The organism is Paenarthrobacter sp. 2TAF44 (genome assembly GCF_052114885.1).
GTDB lineage: Bacteria > Actinomycetota > Actinomycetes > Actinomycetales > Micrococcaceae > Arthrobacter.
This window is the reverse complement of the sequence record NZ_JBFRFP010000014.1, coordinates 82,657-99,123: the sequence shown is the minus strand read 5'-3', so window position 1 is coordinate 99,123 and position 16,467 is coordinate 82,657. Positions and strand designations below refer to the sequence as shown.

The 16,467-nt window shown below is 59.6% G+C and carries 17 protein-coding genes; 10 read left to right on the top strand and 7 right to left on the bottom strand.

What is annotated here, in order from left to right; translation table 11 throughout:
• Positions 1-135 precede the first annotated feature (135 nt).
• The 8 genes from AB4Z15_RS15285 to AB4Z15_RS15250 are packed head-to-tail and all read left to right on the top strand — an operon-like array spanning position 136 to position 5,717.
• Positions 136-1,254 (top strand): alcohol dehydrogenase catalytic domain-containing protein, encoded by a 1,119-nt coding sequence (locus AB4Z15_RS15285; protein ID WP_442017942.1) that lies wholly within the window; start codon positions 136-138, stop codon positions 1,252-1,254.
• Entirely contained in the window at positions 1,251-2,003 is a 753-nt protein-coding gene (locus AB4Z15_RS15280; RefSeq protein WP_442017941.1) for an SDR family oxidoreductase, read from the top strand. Before AB4Z15_RS15285 ends, AB4Z15_RS15280 begins: the two co-directional genes overlap by 4 nt.
• Complete coding sequence (locus tag AB4Z15_RS15275) at positions 1,997-2,908, top strand: NAD(P)-dependent oxidoreductase (protein ID WP_442017940.1); 912 nt, start codon at positions 1,997-1,999, stop codon at positions 2,906-2,908. The genes AB4Z15_RS15280 and AB4Z15_RS15275 overlap by 7 nt, the downstream gene beginning before the upstream one ends.
• Positions 2,909-2,936: 28 nt before the next feature.
• Entirely contained in the window at positions 2,937-3,371 is a 435-nt protein-coding gene (locus tag AB4Z15_RS15270; RefSeq protein ID WP_442017939.1) for a carboxymuconolactone decarboxylase family protein, read from the top strand.
• Entirely contained in the window at positions 3,358-4,182 is an 825-nt protein-coding gene (locus AB4Z15_RS15265; protein WP_442017938.1) for an N-acyl homoserine lactonase family protein, read from the top strand. Before AB4Z15_RS15270 ends, AB4Z15_RS15265 begins: the two co-directional genes overlap by 14 nt.
• Positions 4,183-4,190: 8 nt before the next feature.
• Positions 4,191-4,505: a putative quinol monooxygenase gene (locus AB4Z15_RS15260; protein ID WP_431114755.1), complete on the top strand. Its 315-nt coding sequence runs from the start codon at positions 4,191-4,193 to the stop codon at positions 4,503-4,505.
• 12 nt (positions 4,506-4,517) lie between these two features.
• The gene (locus AB4Z15_RS15255) at positions 4,518-4,736 is read left to right on the top strand and encodes a hypothetical protein (protein ID WP_442017937.1); all 219 of its coding nucleotides are present in this window, start codon (positions 4,518-4,520) and stop codon (positions 4,734-4,736) included.
• Between the two features lie 36 nt (positions 4,737-4,772).
• Positions 4,773-5,717 carry a zinc-binding dehydrogenase gene (locus tag AB4Z15_RS15250; RefSeq protein WP_442017936.1) on the top strand — a complete coding sequence of 315 codons (945 nt, stop codon included), beginning with the start codon at positions 4,773-4,775 and terminating at the stop codon, positions 5,715-5,717.
• A 99-nt stretch (positions 5,718-5,816) separates the two neighbouring features.
• On the opposite strand, the gene AB4Z15_RS15245 is transcribed toward AB4Z15_RS15250, so the two are convergent.
• Positions 5,817-7,346: an APC family permease gene (locus tag AB4Z15_RS15245; protein ID WP_442017935.1), complete on the bottom strand. Its 1,530-nt coding sequence runs from the start codon at positions 7,344-7,346 to the stop codon at positions 5,817-5,819.
• Positions 7,347-7,710: 364 nt separating this feature from the next.
• On the opposite strand from AB4Z15_RS15245, the gene AB4Z15_RS15240 reads away from it, so the two are divergent.
• A complete protein-coding gene (locus AB4Z15_RS15240) occupies positions 7,711-8,439 on the top strand; it encodes a TetR/AcrR family transcriptional regulator (RefSeq protein WP_442017934.1) in 729 nt (242 codons plus the stop codon).
• Between the two features lie 147 nt (positions 8,440-8,586).
• Here the strand turns inward: AB4Z15_RS15240 and AB4Z15_RS15235 are convergent, their stop codons facing one another.
• The 4 genes from AB4Z15_RS15235 to AB4Z15_RS15220 are packed head-to-tail and all read right to left on the bottom strand — an operon-like array spanning position 8,587 to position 13,658.
• Complete coding sequence (locus AB4Z15_RS15235; RefSeq protein WP_442017933.1) at positions 8,587-10,050, bottom strand: amidase; 1,464 nt, start codon at positions 10,048-10,050, stop codon at positions 8,587-8,589.
• Positions 10,051-10,106: 56 nt separating this feature from the next.
• The gene (locus AB4Z15_RS15230; RefSeq protein WP_442017932.1) at positions 10,107-11,120 is read right to left on the bottom strand and encodes an ABC transporter permease; all 1,014 of its coding nucleotides are present in this window, start codon (positions 11,118-11,120) and stop codon (positions 10,107-10,109) included.
• Positions 11,117-12,658 (bottom strand): sugar ABC transporter ATP-binding protein, encoded by a 1,542-nt coding sequence (locus AB4Z15_RS15225; RefSeq protein WP_442017931.1) that lies wholly within the window; start codon positions 12,656-12,658, stop codon positions 11,117-11,119. Before AB4Z15_RS15225 ends, AB4Z15_RS15230 begins: the two co-directional genes overlap by 4 nt.
• Before the next feature lies 1 nt (position 12,659).
• Positions 12,660-13,658, bottom strand: a complete 999-nt coding sequence (locus AB4Z15_RS15220) for a sugar ABC transporter substrate-binding protein (protein WP_442017930.1) — start codon at positions 13,656-13,658, stop codon at positions 12,660-12,662.
• Between the two features lie 247 nt (positions 13,659-13,905).
• Between AB4Z15_RS15220 and AB4Z15_RS15215 the strand changes: the two genes are divergently transcribed.
• Positions 13,906-14,592, top strand: coding sequence for a response regulator transcription factor (locus tag AB4Z15_RS15215; RefSeq protein ID WP_442017929.1), 687 nt, complete (start codon positions 13,906-13,908; stop codon positions 14,590-14,592).
• On the opposite strand, the gene AB4Z15_RS15210 is transcribed toward AB4Z15_RS15215, so the two are convergent.
• Complete coding sequence (locus AB4Z15_RS15210) at positions 14,589-15,890, bottom strand: glutamate-cysteine ligase family protein (RefSeq protein WP_442017928.1); 1,302 nt, start codon at positions 15,888-15,890, stop codon at positions 14,589-14,591. The two genes, AB4Z15_RS15215 and AB4Z15_RS15210, sit on opposite strands and share 4 nt — an antisense overlap.
• Before the next feature lie 104 nt (positions 15,891-15,994).
• Positions 15,995-16,408 (bottom strand): GFA family protein, encoded by a 414-nt coding sequence (locus tag AB4Z15_RS15205; protein WP_442017927.1) that lies wholly within the window; start codon positions 16,406-16,408, stop codon positions 15,995-15,997.
• Between the last annotated feature and the right edge of the window lie 59 nt (positions 16,409-16,467).

The window sequence follows — 16,467 nt, the reverse complement described above, 5'->3', positions numbered from 1 at the left end:
GGTTTCATCATCATACGCGATAACGCCGATAGTGGGACTGGACACACTCGCAAGTATTACTGTAATACTGGATTAGCGCGAAGTGCAGCTCATGAGAAATATGCCGCCGGCGACGGCGGGGACTGGAGTAGAACGATGAAGTTCAGAGGAGCGGTTCTGGAAACCATCGGGGCGCCCACGCCCTGGGAGGAAACAACCCCCATCAACGTTGCTGAATTGACCCTTGATGCCCCGGGCCGCGGTGAAGTACTCATTCGAATGGAAGCCGCGGGAGTGTGCCACTCAGACCTCTCGCGCGTCAGTGGTGTACGCGTCTGCGCAGTACCGATGGTCCTGGGTCACGAAGGCTCGGGCATCATAGAAGAGCTTGGGGAAGACTGCGACGATCTGAAGGTCGGGCAGCGGGTCACGATGACTTTCATGCCGCGCTGTGGTGAATGCGCTGCATGCACCTCCAGCGGTTGGGCACTCTGCCTTGAGGGCACCAAGGCCAACGCGGAAGGAACGCTGCTTCATGGCGACCGGCGTCTCCGCATTAACGGCAAGCCCCTTGACCACCACGGCGGGGTATCGGCGTTTGCCGAGTATGCCGTCGTGGACAAGCACTCGGTGGTGCCACTGCCCGAAGGCGTGCCCGCAGACGTTGGTGCCCTACTTGGGTGCGCCGTGCTAACGGGGGGCGGCGCCGTCATCAACGCGGCAAAGGTCCGGCCAGGCGAGACTGTTGCGATCGTCGGCATGGGCGGCGTTGGCCTTGCAGCTGCCCTTGTGGCCATAGCCGCAGGTGCAGCTGAGGTCGTTGCAATCGACATGCTCCCGTCCAAGCTGGAAACTTCGCTGGAAATCGGTGCAACTGCTGCTTACACACCAGCCGACGCAGCGGCCGCCGGCCTAAAGTTCGACGCCGTGATCGAGTGCGTGGGAAACCCCGCTGCGCTGTCCGGAGCCATCGACTTGACCAAGCCAGGTGGCCGAACTGTGACAGTCGGACTTCCACGCCCTGAAGCACGTCTGGAAATCTCGCCGTTGAGCCTGGTGGTTGAAGCCCGGCAGTTGATCGGCTCCTACATGGGCTCCGGTATTCCTTCCGAAGATATTGCCCGCTATGCCCAGATGTACCTGGATGGCGTCCTGCCGGTAGAAAAGCTCATCTCCGGCACGATCGCTCTGGACGACATCAACCATGCCATGGATGAACTCCGCGAAGGCAAAGTCATCCGCCAGATCATTGACCTTAAGGGAAGCGCCTCGTGAATTTCACCGATCAAACTGTCATAGTGACCGGCGCCGGCAGCGGTATCGGCAGGGCAGCTGCCCTCCGATTCGCTGAGCTTGGCGCCAACGTGGTCATTGCCGACAAGAACGAAACGGCTGCCCGGGAAGTTGCCGACGAGGCAGGCGCCAAGGCGCTTGCAGTCACCGTCGACGTCAGCGACTCAGCAAGCGTCCAGTCAATGATCAAAACCGTCGTCGATAACTTTGGGGGCATCGATGTCCTCTGCAACAATGCAGGATTCGGTTTCCCCGGGAACGTGCTGGAAATTGACGAGGACAACTGGGATCGCCTCATGTCCGTTAACCTCAAGGGCGTATACCTCTGCTCAAAGTACGCCATCCCGGAACTCGCGAAAACCGGTGACGGCAGGATCGTTAACACTTCCTCGTACACCGCGAACGTTGGCATCCGCGATCGCGCCGCATATGTGGCCTCGAAGGGTGGCGTATCAGCGCTGACGCGGGCCATGGCGCTTGACCATGTGGATCAAGGTATTCGCGTCAATGCTGTGGCTCCGGGAACAATCAACTCGCCCTACTTCGACAAAATGATCACCGAGTCAGCGAACCCGCAAAAGCTCGTTGACGAGCTCAACGGCCGTTCGCCAATGCATCGTATGGGGCGGCCGGAAGAGGTCGCGGAAGCCATCGTATGGCTTGCCGCCAAGGAGTCCAGTTTCGCTACGGGGTCTGTGCTCACCATTGATGGAGGAACATCCACATGGTAATCGCCGACACTCACGCCTCCTTGTTTGTAGGACTCGGCAACATGGGCCGGCCGATGGCCATCAACTACTCCCCCGGCCGGGAACTGTTCGTCTACGATACGAATCCTGCAGCCGCCGCTGAGGTAGCTGCAGCGACGAACGGCACGGCGCTGCCGGACCTGGAGAACATCCCGTCCCACATAGGTACCGTCATCCTGATGCTTCCCAACAGCAGGATCATTGAGTCCGTCCTACGCACGAGCCCGGGGCTCCTGAAGCATCTGGCAGCTGGAGCTTTGATCATCGATATGAGCTCCTCGGAGCCCGAAAGCACCGCAGCCCTTGCCGCTGAAGCCGCTGCGCTTGGCATCGACTACGTTGATGCACCGGTGTCCGGTGGTGTCGCAAAGGCCCTGAGCGGAAAGCTGGCCATCATGGTTGGAGGGGAAAGCACCGCCGTCGAACGGGCCAAACGACACTTGCGTAACCTGGGCGAGTCCATCACTCACGTCGGGCCTCCAGGAACCGGACACGCGGCAAAAGCACTGAACAACCTGCTGTCGGCCACCAATCTCGCCGCCGCGGCGGAGATCCTCACGGTGGCCGCGACAGCTGGGATTGCCCCGGAAAAGATGCTTGAAGTCATCAATGGTTCCACCGGCCGCAGCCAGGCTTCGGAGTTCAAGTACCCGCGCCATATCCTGACTGGCACCTTCGATTCCGGTTTTGCGATGGACCTGATGCTTAAGGACCTCAGGATTGCCCGGAACCTGATTTCCCAGCAGTCCGCTGAAGCGCCGATCGTGCTCACCGCGCAGGAAACCGCCGAGAAAGCGCGGGAGCTCCTGGACAGTGACCAGCCGGACCACACCGAATTTGCCCGATATTACGAAAAACTCAACGGCACACCGCTGCGCGCCAGCTGATCGCCGCACCATCCGAAAGGACACCAGTATGACCATTGACCTCAACGACCAGACCGCCGAGGCCCAAACCTACATCGATGACATGGCGCGCAAACGTGGGTACGTCCTCGATTACCACAAGGTAATGGCCAAGCACGATTTTCCCGTACTTCAGGCGGCGAACCATGTCGTTTCCGCCGCCTACTTGGATGAGCGCACCCTTGACCGTAAGACAAAGGAACTCATCTTCATTGTGAGCCTCACGGTCATGCGCGCTTCCAAGGGCCACATCCAGTCCCACATCCGCGTAGCGCTCGACCTTGGCCTCACGCCGACCGAAATCCTCGAAGCGATCGAGATTTCGCTCCCCGAAGCCGGCGTCGTAGCATTCCAAGCTGGTTTCGAGGCTTGGCGCGAAGTGGTCGGCGCTGACGGAATCGAACCCTCCGTGGCCGTTCACGAGGGCGGCAATGGCGCCGGCTAAGAACGACGGCGGCTACCGGGTTGTCGCCGTTCGCGTCGGGACCCGGGCCACAGAACGCAGCGACATCTACCTTAACTACCGCTTGTACGGGGAAGACGACGGCCCGACCACGGTGGACTACTACTTCTGGGTCCTTCAAGGGTCGGAAGGAACCGTTGTCGTGGACACCGGCTTTGGCGAAGATGCCGGCCGCCGACGTGGCCGCACTCTGCTGTTGCACCCTGCCGAGGCACTTAACCTGCTGGGCATCGCCCCGGCCGGTGTTGATGACGTCATCGTGACCCACGGTCACTATGACCACATTGGCAACCTGGATCTGTTCCCGAACGCGCGGATACATATGGCGGAAGCAGAATACAAGTTCTGGACGTCCGCCACAGCTGGGCACATCCAGTTCTCCTTCTATTCAGAAGACGTCGAGATTGATCAGCTCCGCCTGGCAGAAGCCCAGGGGCGCCTGAAACTATTCTCGGGCGAAACATCACCGGCGCCGGGACTCAGGCTCGTGGAAGTCGGCGGCCACACGCCGGGGCAGGCAGTTGTCTACGTCCCCACCTCGGAGGGCGAAGTGCTGCTGGCCTCAGATGCTGTCCATTTCTACGAGGAGCTTGAGCGGGACATGCCTTTTACGGCAATCAGTGACCTGCCAGCCATGTACGAGGCCTTTGCCTTCATCCGGGAAGAAGTGCGGCAGCGCGGACTTACCGTCGTCGCGGGCCATGATCCAGACGTGCTCACGCGTTTCCGCGCCTGCCAAGAGCTCCCCGCCGGGGCCGGCGTGGCCATCGGCGCATCCCACCAAGACCAATAGGAGACATCATGACCAGCACTTTCAATGTCGTTGCCAGATACAGAACCAAGCCTGGAACCACGGATGAGGTTCTTGGGCATCTGGGAAGAATGGCAGCCCAAACCCGCGACGAACCCGGCAACATCTCCTACGAATTCTTCCGTGGAGTTGAGGATGACCGGAAGATTGTCATCCTTGAGAGCTATCACACTGCCGAGGACTTCGATCTGCATCGGCAGACGCAACACTTCCTCACCATCGGGGCTGTACATATCATCCCCGAGCTGGAAGCGCGGACCGTTTCCACCTATGTCACTGCCAATAGCCCCGCAGAAGCTCCTTAGGAAGGCACGCGGATGGAAACAGCCTCCACCACCGAAGCCCGGACCAGTCAGAACTGGTCCGGGCTTCGGCCTACCCAGAACGTCCTGGTAAGTGAATCTGTTGGCGAGCCGTATCGGGCAACAGTAGACGCGATCACCGAAGACTGCACTGTCATCTGGGTATTCTCCGACACTACCCACCAGCGCAGGGCTTTCGACTACCGCGAAGGCGTCATCGTCTCCCCGGCCTAGTCATTAACCCGCCGCAGAACGCACCCCCGGAGGACCGTGAAACACTCACCACCCGCCACGTCAACAATGCGTGCACTGGCCGTCAGCCCTGAGGCGCCCGGCCGAATCGCCATCCAGGACGTCCCCATGCCTTCAGTACAGCCTGAAGAAGTCCTGGTTGAGGTTCATGCCATTTCCCTAAACCGAGGCGAGATGCGTGCACTTCGCGCTGCGGCCGCAGGCATCATCCCAGGCTGGGACTTCGCTGGTGTCCTCATGGAGGACGCCAGCGACGAACTGACGGCTGGTTCGAGGGTTCTCGGAATAGTGGAACATGGCGCTTGGGCAGAGATGGTCGCCGTGCAGCGAGACTCGATTGCAGCCATTCCTGATGAGCTGACGTTCGCTCAGGCCGCTGCCCTGCCGACGGCCGCACTCACCGCCTTACGCACATTGCGGCTGGGCGAGACGGGCCTCGGCGATCATGTCCTGATCACCGGCGCCTCCGGCGGTGTTGGCCAGTTCGCTGTTCAACTCGCCGCGCGAGCAGGAGCCATGGTTACGGCTCTGGTCTCGAAGGGCACCGACGCTGAGGCGATCAGGGCCATGGGCGCCAAACAGGTCGTATCCAACATCGAGCAAGTCCACGATCGTTTCGACGTGATCATTGAGTCGGTGGGCGGCCACGTGCTTGGCCGCACACTTTCCATGCTGGATCCACGGGGCCGCCTGGTTGCCTTTGGTAATTCGTCCGACGAGCCAAGTACGTTCAATGTCCGTGATGTTTACAACGGGGCCTTGGTCAGGATCCTGGGTTTCGAACTGTTCTTCGATCCTCTTCCCTTCGGACGGGACCTGGCGAAGCTCCTGGAACTCATGGTGCAAGGTGCACTCGACCCGCACGTTGCCGCAGTCCTGCCATGGGATGAAATGGCCGTCGCGCTGGACCGTTTAGAGAATCGCGCTGTTGGTGGGAAACTGATCCTCACGATGAGAGGCTGACGCGAGCCATCGATGCGTAAGTCCGCCAAACGACTAAGAAAAGTAAGCCGCCCCAGCCCGGGGCGGCTTACTTTTCTTATGCGGGAGTAGGCGTCGATCCTAGGCGTCGTCCGCCGTCGTTGAGAGCACGCGGCCGAGTCCTTCGTATGCCGCAGGGCGCTTGGCCTTCAGCCAGAATGCGATGAGGAGGCTGAAGACAAACCAGCCGATGCAGAACCACGGGATGAGACTGACCCAGATGATATCGCCCCCGAGGGAGCTGAGATTCGACCACAGCAGGTAGAGAGCGCCACCCAAACCGAGTGCTCCGATTCCGGGGGCCAGCATGGTCCGCCACCAGTGCGCGTGCATGCGGTGCGCTGGCAGCCGGTGGTACCGGATGGTCGCAATGGAACACAGAATCTGATTGAGCATGACCCAGAAAGTACATGCAATGGCGAACCAACCAAAGACCTCGGAGTAGGCGGCCGTGTTGAAGTCGTTGCCAGCGAATTCCTGGGCCGAAGGAGCCGCAAAGTAGAAAGCCGTGAAAAGTGCCAGAATGAGTGCCGCTCCAAAGAACGTCGCAACGGCAGCGTGGTGGGGGCTTCCATAGCGCGCGTGTGTGTGGCCCAGCTTGCCCGGGAACAGAACACCCTCACGTGCAATCGCGTAGATATAGCGTGAAACAGTTTGGTGGAATGCCAGCACAGACGCGAAACAACCGGTAATCACAAGCCAGTTGATGCAGTCGGCTGCCCAGGCGCCAACATACGTTTGTGCGAGAGAGATGTAGGACTGGCCCAACAGGCCGGTTGTTTCATCGACTACTTTGCCGGTTCCGAAGCCCGTGATTGTTGCCCAAGCCGTGACGAAGAGAATCAGGCCGATGCCAATGACTGCAAGGTAGGTTGCCAGCGGCACAAGTTTCTTGGGGTTCTTGGATTCTTCAGCGTAGTTGGGTACCACTTCGAATCCGAGCCAGGACCAGAAGGCGAAGAAGATCCCGATGCCTGGGGCGATTCCTCCGAAGGCGTTGATGGGGTTGATCGGTTCAAGGCTTACGCCCTCCGGTCCACCGTTGATGAAGATGGCACCATTGACGATGGCAAGAATGATAATTTCCCCGATGAACAGGACGCCGAGAACCTTAGCTGAGAGTTCGACTCCGAAGTACGATGCCACAGCGGCGAGGACCAGTGCGATACCTGCGATGACAAGCCAAGACACGTCCATCCCGAAGGACTGCTTCAGTGCGGCAGAGCCGAAGTAACCGATCGCCCCCAACACTGCCACCTGGACGCACAGGTACCCCAGCATCAGGGATAGCCCTGATGCCAGCCCGAGCGGTTTACTCAGACCGTTGCTGATAAAGCTGTAAAAGCCGCCGGTCGCACTGAGACGTCGTGTCATTGCTACATAGCCGACGGCGAAGCAAAGGAGTACGCCCATTGCGACGATGAATCCGGCTGGAGCTCCAACCCCGTTGCCGAATGCGACCGCAAGCGGAATGTTGCCCAAGCAGCCCACCAAGGGCGCTGCACTGGAGAAAGCCAGCAGAAGAATGCCTACCAGTCCAAGGGAACCGGACTTGAGGCGATGGACTTCTGTCTGTTCAGATGACGCGGAAAGGGCACTGGAAGTTGCCATGGGGGGTCCTTCTTCAAATTTTGGCGCACTGTTGGGGAGCACGACAAAGAACATTGGGAGGATGCGGAACCGTCGTTGTCATGAGACGGAGTTGGACCGCATCGTTCTGCCACCTCCTGTGGAGGGTTTACCGCACATAGGGGTGGCAGATCAGTCGTAGTCAGGCAGGACATCGCTGCGTCCAGCGAGAGTCCGAAAGAATGAAACACATTCATCTTTCATATTTGAAGTATGAGGCATGGCTCACACTTCATGCAATAGGCAATTTCCGGCAGCGACGCATGATCCGTAATGAACGCCTTAGACTGGGCTGAGGTTAAAGGTGAAACATCTACGTATTTGGGCAGGCCGAAGGGGGCGCCAGATGAGTCAGGCAGCACAGCACGAGGTAGACGGACTTCTGCCAAGCCCTGACGGGGTCGATCCCTTGGCGACGTCGGGACCACCGCACTCCCTGTCCGAGCTGCTGACCGAAGCATCCGCCACGGTCGGCGCTCATAGGACGGCCGTACAGAAGCGGAGCCGGTCGAAGATGGAGACAGTGCTGAATGCCGCAATCGATCTTCTCGTCGAAGGCGGGCCTGAGGCCGTCACTACTACTACCGTAGCGGCGCGGGCAGGTGTATCTGTGGGCTGGCTCTACAACTTCTTCGATGGCCGGGAGGCCTTGCTTGAGGAAATCCTTGTATCTTGCCTGCAGGACCTGGATAACCGTCTGGACAAGGTTGATTTCGACCTGGGCGGACCTGACTGGAAACAGAAGGCCGAAGCCGGCGTAGAGGCCCATATCGAATTCTTCAACGAGACGCCGGCCTTCCGTGCTATCTGGTTCTCCACAGAGTTCACCGGCCGCATGATCCGGGCCAACCGTATGCACGACGACGAATTGGCAGCCTTTTTGGCCCGAACCATTACCAACGTCAAGCCCGAAGCGCCTCAGGTTCCGCTGGGCGTTGTGACCCAGATTTTTGTCGGCATGCTGGACAAGGGATTTGACCTTGCGTACCGAGAGTCGCCTGATCGAGGCAACGAGGCGCTGCTGCAGGAAATGAAACGCTCCAGCATCGAATATCTGTCCACATATCTGCCGTAGGATCCCGCGCCCGCGGCCGGCCGAGACAGCTGTCAACGCGTCGGCCCGGACGCGAACGCCCGGGCCGATCCAGAAAGCCGTATTAATTTCAGTTGGGTCCCGGGGCGCGAAAGCCGCCCCAGGAATTCGTCAGTACTCGAGGAATCCCTACGTGGGACGTGGAGCCGTCAGCTCCCGGTCCCCCAAATGAAAAGGGCGGAGGTGCGACCAGGGCCTGGCGGCTTCGAATGCTGCGGCGGCCCTCAGAACCTTCGCATCCGAGTGAAAACCGCCCGCAATTTGCAGTCCAACGGGCAGCCCTCCCGAGGTAAATCCGGCGGGCACCGTGATGGATGGCGTCGTCATCATGTTGAATGGATACGTGAGCAACCATCCGAGGATCTGCTCCCGGAGCGGCTTACCCTCAAGCCAGCTGGGCGCGAACTGTTCCAGAGGAAAAGCCGCTGAGGTCAGGGTTGGAGAAATCAAGAGGTCGAAACCTGACATGAACTCTCTGAAGGTCTGCCACATCTGACCGCGGTAGAGGTCGGCCCGACCCTTATCTTCTCCATTCAGCGTCTTGCATTGACTCATGATCTCCAGAAGGTTTTCATCCACCTGTCCCGTCATGCTCTGCCAGTCCAGCAGGTCAACCTGGCTGGCAAATCCAGGAAGCCAGACGCCGTTCCACATCGCTTCCTGGGCTCCGCCCCATGACGGAGTGGCCTCTTCGACAACCGCACCAAGTTCCTCGAAAGCGTCCATGGCAGACCTGCAGATCGCCGAGACTTCCGGGTCCACGTAGCCAAGGCCCAGATCTGAGGACCAGGCGATCCGTAGGCCGTCGATCGGCTTCTTGATCTCCTCGGTGAAGTCAATATTCATGTCCGGAAGACTGGTTGGGTCTTCGTCGTCCGGGCCAGCCATGACATTGAGCATGAGCGCAGCGTCAGCCACTGTCCGGGCAATCGGCCCATGATAGATCCAGGTATAAAAGCGACCCCCCAGAATTGTCTGTGGGATGAGCCCATGGGTTGGTTTCATTCCGACAACACCACACATTGAAGCCGGGATCCGAACCGACCCCGCTCCATCGCTCCCCTCTGCAATGGGCGCAAGGCCTGCAGCCACAGCAGCAGCCGATCCCCCGCTGGACCCGCCGGCCGAGTAGCCGCTTTTCCAGGGATTGTGAGTGGGCCCGTACAAATGGTTGTCCGTCCCCCCGTAGTAGCCACCTTCGGGCATATTCGTTTTTCCCAGAAACAACCCCCCAGCCGCTTTGAGACGCTTAACGACGGCAGCATCGTGCTGAGCTACGGTTCCTTTCAGCGGCAAGTAGCCGTACGTTGCCGGCAGTCCACTCATGGCGGTGAGTTCCTTGACTGCGAAAGGGACCCCGTGAAGCGGCCCAAGCTCTGCACCCGAGTCCACCTGTGTCTGCAGGCGTTCGGCGTCCGTGTTGACCTGCTCCTCGTCGAAGGTAACGTACGCGTTCAATTGCGGATTCACAGCCTTGATGCGGTCCGTCATCGATGTGGCGATATCGACAGGGGAAAGTTCCTGGCGGCGTACCTTTTCGCTTATATGTGTCGCGCTCATCCAGGGGATGTCTTCAGTGGTGACGTGGTCCATGATTCTCTCCTTGAGTTTGAGGTTTGTGGTGTAGTCGTGGCTGGTCACTGAGCGCGTCACTTGGACCGCTGCACCCAGAAGCGAATTGCCTCAAGGCCGGCTGCCAGGACCAGAACACTGCCCGTCACGATTCCGGCGATTTCCGGCCCCAAGTTGAGTAGCGTTAGCCCGTTCTTAAGGATGGCGATGAGCCATACTCCAAGAACCACGCGAAGGACGCTGCCACGTCCACCGTTGAACGGCACACCGCCAAGGAGCACGGCGGTCAATACGGTCACTTCGAATCCGACCCCAAGGGTGCCAGAAGGGGCGCTGTCCAGTCTCGCCACCTGCAGGACACCTGCAATACCGGCCGCCAGTCCTACTACAACGTAGAGAAGCACTGACAAGCGTTTGACTGGGATGCCTACAAGGTAGGAAGCCCTTGCATTCACCCCGATTGCGATAATTTTGCGGCCAACAGGGAGACGATTCATGGTGAGCAGGGCTGCGCCGATGACCAACAGGGCTGCGAGGCCCAGATAGGACACACCGAAAATGGAGCCATTGCCCAGGATATTGACATCAGACGGAAAGCCGTAAAGCGAATCGGGGGCGAGATACTGAGCAACACCCCGAGTAGCTGCGAGCATTCCCAGCGTTACTACCAAGGGAGACAGTTCCAGCCATCCAATCAGCAATCCATTGATGGCGCCGATTGCTGTACCTACTGCGATTCCTACTAAGAGCCCGGGGATGAGACCGGAACTCAGGAAAGTGAGCCCGGAGCACACTCCGGCCAAGGCCAACGTCGAACCGACGGACAGATCTACGAATCCGGCCATCAGCAACACTGCAGCCACCACGGCCACTATGAAGGTCGGCCCATTCTGGGTTAGTACCGCAAGGAGGTTGCCGCCGGTAAGGAAAGACTTGGTCGCCAGAGAAAAATACACCATGAGACCGAGGGTGGCGGCCGGCATAAACCAGTTGATGCCCTGAAGAACCAGCTTTTTGCCGGCAAGGACACGCTGTTTGGTCCCTGGGCTGTTGCTTGGGGGACTCATGGTGGTGGACTCCAACGTAGTCACTTTGATGTTCCTTCCGCTTCGCCAGAACTGCCTTGGGCAGCTGACAGTAGGTAATTTTCTGTGATGTCTTCGGGGGCGATTTCCCTGGGCACTCCATCCACCAGAACGAAGACACGGGTGGCAAGCGCAAGGATTTCCTCGGGTTCGCTGCTCGCGAAGATCACGCATCGCTCAGGACCGGAGACAAACTCGCGGAGTAATTCGTAGATCTCGTGTCGGGATCCGATGTCCACCCCTTGAGTTGGTTCATCCAGGAGCAGAACCGATGTGTCGCCAAGCTCACCGGCCCAACGCCCCACAACCAGCTTTTGGGCATTTCCCCCCGAGAACGAATCCGCTGGATTCCCTGGAGACATCGGACTCAGCCGGATCCTCCCCGCGGTCTCAAGAAAGGCCGCCCGTTCGCGGCCACGGCTACGAAATCCTCGTGAGAGCTGGAGGTAGTGCGGAAGAAGTACGTTTTCTTCAGCCGTCATGCTGCCGAAAAGTGACTGTTCTTTTCGATCGGAAGCCACCAGGGAAATGCCTGCCCTCAGTGACTTGGACCGAGTGGAGGCAGGGGACGTCCGCGACAGGCTTACGCCGCCTCCCACGGGCCTCCTTACTCCTGCCAGAGACTCCAGAAGGTTCGTCCGTCCCGAGCCCAACAGCCCGAACAGTCCGACGATTTCATTGGCGTGCACTGTCGTCGTCAAAGGCCCCGTGAAGGAGCACTGTAGTGCCTCCAGCTGCAGCATCGGCGCACCTGGTTCGCAGTCTGATGCCCGGCCGGTCAGTGAGCTGCCTGGGGAGATGCCATCAACCAGGTCCTTCATTTCAAGGTCCAGGCGATCCCGGGTCCAGTGCACCCGGCCGTCGCGGAGGACAGTCACAGCGTCGGCGACCTGCAACACCTCGTTCAGCAGGTGCGTCACGTAGATAACAGTGAGTCCCTGCGTCGTGGCCAGCCGGCGCACGAGCCGGATCAGGGCCGTCACTTCATGAGGGCCGAGGGCTGCCGTTGGTTCATCCAAAATGAGCAGGTCCGGTTTCCGTCGCAACGCCCGGGCGATTTCAACGATCTGCTGCTCCCCCACTGATAGTGAACCGACCAAGGATTTGGGGCTTATGTCCACGTCCAAAGATTCGAGGATGCTTTGTGCTTCACGCTCCTGCCGGCGGGTATCGATGGCCCCGAGGACGCTACGACGCTCTTGGCCGAGAAATATGTTGTCCGCGACGGAGAGCGACGCGATGAGCTGAAAATGCTGGTAAATGATGGCGCATCCAGCTTCAAAAGCTTGTGTCGGCGTGAGCCCACGGTATGGGCGTCCCCCGATGACGATTTCACCATCATCGGGACTGGTAGCTCCGCTGAGGCAGCCCAACAGTGTGGACTTCCCCGCACCATTGGCGCCCAGAAGTGCGTGAACTGTGCCCGCAGGAATATTCATGTCAATGCCCCGCAGCACGTGATTTGCCCCATACGATTTGCGGATACCCGATAGCATCAGGCCGAAAGTCACAGATTTTTCCTGGTCCAGAGCGTCCCGTGGCATCTCATTGGCCCTTACGCTCAAAATTCCCGATGAGATCGGCCACCAGTTGCGGGTTGTCAGCCTTGGCCAGAACCGTTGGCGTGACGAGGTTGGTCTCGCCCTTACCCGTTGCGGCGGCCATGGCAGCGTCAACGATGGACGCTGCAAGGGCATCCATGGGTATCGCGGAGCTTGCCCGGTACATGCCGCCCTCCTTGACCGCGGCCAGACCTTCCGGTGAGCCGTCCTGGCCAGCTATGTAGACGGTATTTGGGTCGATTCCAGCGTTTTTGAAGGCCTTCATTGCGCCTATCGCGGACTCGTCGCTGAGCCCAATGAATATGCGCAAATCGGGGTGCTCGCGAAGGGCGTCTTCGGCAATTTGCAGACCACATGCTTGATCCGTGCAGTTCTGTTCAGAAACGACCTTGAGCCCGGCCGCTTCAATGGCCTTGATGGGAAGTTCGTATCTGGGGCGAGAAGGCGGCAGTGTGGTCAACGTAGTGACCGCGGCTGTTGCCCCGCCGTCGGGGTAGTTCTTCTCGATCCACTCTGTGACATCCGCCGCGATTTGCTCTCCTTGGAGCTTGTTGTCAAATCCCACGCTGCCATCTTGTCCGTCCATGCTGGTCAGATAAGTGAGCCACTTGGTGCCCTGGCTCTGCGCCTGCTTCTGGAGACCGGCGAAAGCCGTCGAGTCGACCGGCCAAAGGACGATGGCGTCTACTTGCTGCGTCACCCAGCTTTCGACCGTGGCGCGCTGGCTTTCCAATTTCATTCCCGTGGTGTTGTCCAGAAGCAGGTCGACGCAACCAACCTTGGTGGAGTACTCCTTCGCCAATGACTTCAAAGCTTTGATCACCTCGGCTTCCCCGATCGGGTGACTGAAGCCGACGGTGTACGTCTTGGAACACTCGCCGTTGGGCGAACTGGATGTTGGTGCGCTGCAGGCCGAAAGCGAGGCCGTAGACGCCAGGGCCAAGGCCGCGACGCCGGCAACGAGGGCTGGTTTGAGATGCATGGTGGTGAGCCTCCTGGGGGATGGATTGTGGGGCCGCAGGGTTGTGATTCCTGGGGAGTAGATCCAGCCTAGGAAGGCCGCGCTCTGGCTACCATCGGTGATTTCACGTATATTTGTGATGCGGATCGCTTTTACAAAGTGCGAGCCCTTCATGCGAACCCCAACAGACTTGCTGTCCGGGTCATTGTCGCCGTTGGTTTTATCTGACAACCAATGTGAGCTTTTCCCTACGAACCATGGAGGCCACATGGACTCCGCTTCCCGGGTTCTCATCTTGCAGGACCTACAAAGCGAAGACATTATTCGCCGGCGCAACGCGTACTTCGACCTCGTTCGCTTCGAAAGCGGTGCAGGGGCGATCCTTCTGACGTATGTGGATCCTCTGGCGCACACTCACATCGCGGTCGGCAGCTCAGGCTACAGGGACAGCGTTGTGGACTACATCACCCGGGATCTGCTTCTCCACGACAAAGCGGCCAGACAAGCACTGCGGGATGAGTCCACCATTTATGACTGGGATAACCTGCCAGGTTACCGGGCCTCAGCGCCCGCGCTTCTGCATTTCGGACCCGAAGGTTTCAACAACGGAGTCACGATGCCGCTGACAGTTAAGGGACAGATCGTGGGGACTTGCAACCTGAGTACGGATCGCGCGGCCTGGCCGGCGCCTACGGCACCCATGTTGACGGCTCTGCGACCGGTTCTAGCGGATATGGTCGAACGCGCCAGGCAAAGCCGGAGCCTGGGGCTTACTCCGCGTGAGTTGGAGATCCTTCGAATGGTAAAATGGGGCCTGACGGACACCCAAATAGCCAGCGAACTCTTTCTCTCACCACGCACGGTTTCTACGCACATGGAGAACGCAAGGGGCAAGCTCTCTTCGACAACCAGAACACGGGCCGTCGTCGTTGCCACGGACCTTGGGCTGATCTAGCAAATGCCACCATCCAGAGCGCAGCCCTGATCGCGGTCCGACCAAGCGGACGGATCGTCATCCGCAGGCGATAGACCTCGGAGCGTCCACTTTTCAGCGTATTCCTCAACCTGGCTGGCAATGGCCCTCGTGGAAGTGTCGAGCCGAAGCTGGTCCGCAGCCAGCGCCATCAATTGCACGGCCCGGGATGCGATTCCCGGATCGTCGAGTCCTATCCGGGCAGCGGCTTCCCAGTCCGGGGAGCCGGCGCAGATGCCTCTGGCTTGGTCTGAGACAGCGGGATTGGAGATGAGCGCGGAAACGACGGCGGCGGGGACAGCCCACCAGCAGCCGGGCTGGGCATCGATGTATCTGATTTCGAAATACCCTTTGGGCCGAACGTGCGGGAAAAGTGTACTCAAGTGCTGCTGCAAATCTTCAAGGTTTGCTGGCGGCCGGTCCGGTACCACCGCTGTCCCTAGACGGAGCCAATCACGGAACGTCAGACCGGCGGGGGCATGCCACTCCCCCGCTACACGTCGAATCATCATCAGGGGGGCGTCCAGGGCCCACCGAGCGTAGGACACCCCGGGATCCTGGGCCGCGCTGAAATGCGGTACGCCAGTCCTGGCCGGGTCCAGAGCGAGCCACGCTGCGAGCCGTGTGCCCTTCCAACCGCTTCGCCGGCCACCGATCCAGCCGGAATTCGCGAACGTCGCTGCCAGCACTGGCCCCATTGAATACAGCAGGTTCCAGCGATGACGGATTTCGACATCGTCCGCGCCCGCTTCGACGTTGACCTGCACTGACGCGGTGGAACACATCATGGTGGTGCCCGCCGGCGCCCACGGTTCAAAATACTGCTCCATGGCAGCGTAGCGGGGGGCTTGAGTGATCCGCCTGGGTTCGAGATGGGGTGATACTCCGGCACCCACCAGGATTGCGTCCAGATCGGCGGCCTGCGCCCGCAACAATTTGAGGCTGCCATGCACTGACAAAATGAGCTCCTGCAAAGAGGCTTCGGGGTGCGAGCTGAGCTCAAGCTGACCACCGGGTTCGAGCGTAAGACTTCCGCGAACGTCCAGATGACGCAGTTCTGAGAACAAACGCCGGTAGTTGTCGTCAGCAAACGGACGCTGCAGGGACGGGTCTCCGATTCGACCCATGAGCAACTCAAGTTCAAGTCCGATGCGCCCGGCAGGACCGGTCGAGAAGCATGTGCGCTGAATCCACTCCTCGGCAGCAGCGACTGTGAGGGGTACTTCCTGCTGATCAGCGATGGTGCTGTCGCCGCGGAGAAACCCGGTGGAAGTCATCATGCTTTGGTCCTTTCGAAAAATAAAGAAAGGGGTCCGGGTGGACCACCTCCAGGAAGCGATCCACCCAACCCCAACTCCGCGCGGCCTCCCGCGCGCAAGCCCAATCAGGCCGGGATGTCGCCGTCGTACCGCTCGGCACCCGGGAGAGCCTCGACCCATGGCTGCGCGGACCGGCACCAGACTTCCACGGTCGGCTTGAGCCATGACGTGTCGTTGAGTGTTCCCGCCTTGACGAAGGCCAATCCAGGCATCGCGTCAATGCGCCCAACAATTGGCGAACCGCATTCCCCGCAGAACGACCGGTTGGTGTTGGTCTCGTGCTCAGAGCCGACGGTAATAAACGTCTTCACCGCGTCGCCTGTGATTTTCAGCTTTTCGTCGTCAACACCGATGACCAGCGAGTACGCGCCACCTGTCTGACGCTGGCAATCGGTGCAATGACACAAGGCCGTGAACTTCGGCTCGCTGTCAATCGTGTAGGTGACTTCACCACAAAGGCACTGTCCGTCGAGTTTCATGTCTGCTCCTTGAGCTTCATTGGTAAGGGACTTCAGGGGAGGTCGCACTGCTATCGTGT

What these genes read in the sequence shown, in the direction of transcription:
- AB4Z15_RS15275 (WP_442017940.1), top strand. Translation starts at nt 1,997, where the DNA reads ATGGTAATCGCCGACACTCACGCCTCCTTGTTTGTAGGACTCGGCAAC.
- AB4Z15_RS15270 (WP_442017939.1), top strand. Translation starts at nt 2,937, where the DNA reads ATGACCATTGACCTCAACGACCAGACCGCCGAGGCCCAAACCTACATC.
- AB4Z15_RS15205 (WP_442017927.1), bottom strand. Translation starts at nt 16,408, where the DNA reads ATGAAACTCGACGGACAGTGCCTTTGTGGTGAAGTCACCTACACGATT.
- AB4Z15_RS15245 (WP_442017935.1), bottom strand. Translation starts at nt 7,346, where the DNA reads ATGGCAACTTCCAGTGCCCTTTCCGCGTCATCTGAACAGACAGAAGTC.
- AB4Z15_RS15225 (WP_442017931.1), bottom strand. Translation starts at nt 12,658, where the DNA reads ATGCCACGGGACGCTCTGGACCAGGAAAAATCTGTGACTTTCGGCCTG.
- AB4Z15_RS15255 (WP_442017937.1), top strand. Translation starts at nt 4,518, where the DNA reads ATGGAAACAGCCTCCACCACCGAAGCCCGGACCAGTCAGAACTGGTCC.
- AB4Z15_RS15235 (WP_442017933.1), bottom strand. Translation starts at nt 10,050, where the DNA reads ATGGACCACGTCACCACTGAAGACATCCCCTGGATGAGCGCGACACAT.
- AB4Z15_RS15265 (WP_442017938.1), top strand. Translation starts at nt 3,358, where the DNA reads ATGGCGCCGGCTAAGAACGACGGCGGCTACCGGGTTGTCGCCGTTCGC.
- AB4Z15_RS15215 (WP_442017929.1), top strand. Translation starts at nt 13,906, where the DNA reads ATGGACTCCGCTTCCCGGGTTCTCATCTTGCAGGACCTACAAAGCGAA.
- AB4Z15_RS15220 (WP_442017930.1), bottom strand. Translation starts at nt 13,658, where the DNA reads ATGCATCTCAAACCAGCCCTCGTTGCCGGCGTCGCGGCCTTGGCCCTG.
- AB4Z15_RS15210 (WP_442017928.1), bottom strand. Translation starts at nt 15,890, where the DNA reads ATGATGACTTCCACCGGGTTTCTCCGCGGCGACAGCACCATCGCTGAT.
- AB4Z15_RS15260 (WP_431114755.1), top strand. Translation starts at nt 4,191, where the DNA reads ATGACCAGCACTTTCAATGTCGTTGCCAGATACAGAACCAAGCCTGGA.
- AB4Z15_RS15285 (WP_442017942.1), top strand. Translation starts at nt 136, where the DNA reads ATGAAGTTCAGAGGAGCGGTTCTGGAAACCATCGGGGCGCCCACGCCC.
- AB4Z15_RS15240 (WP_442017934.1), top strand. Translation starts at nt 7,711, where the DNA reads ATGAGTCAGGCAGCACAGCACGAGGTAGACGGACTTCTGCCAAGCCCT.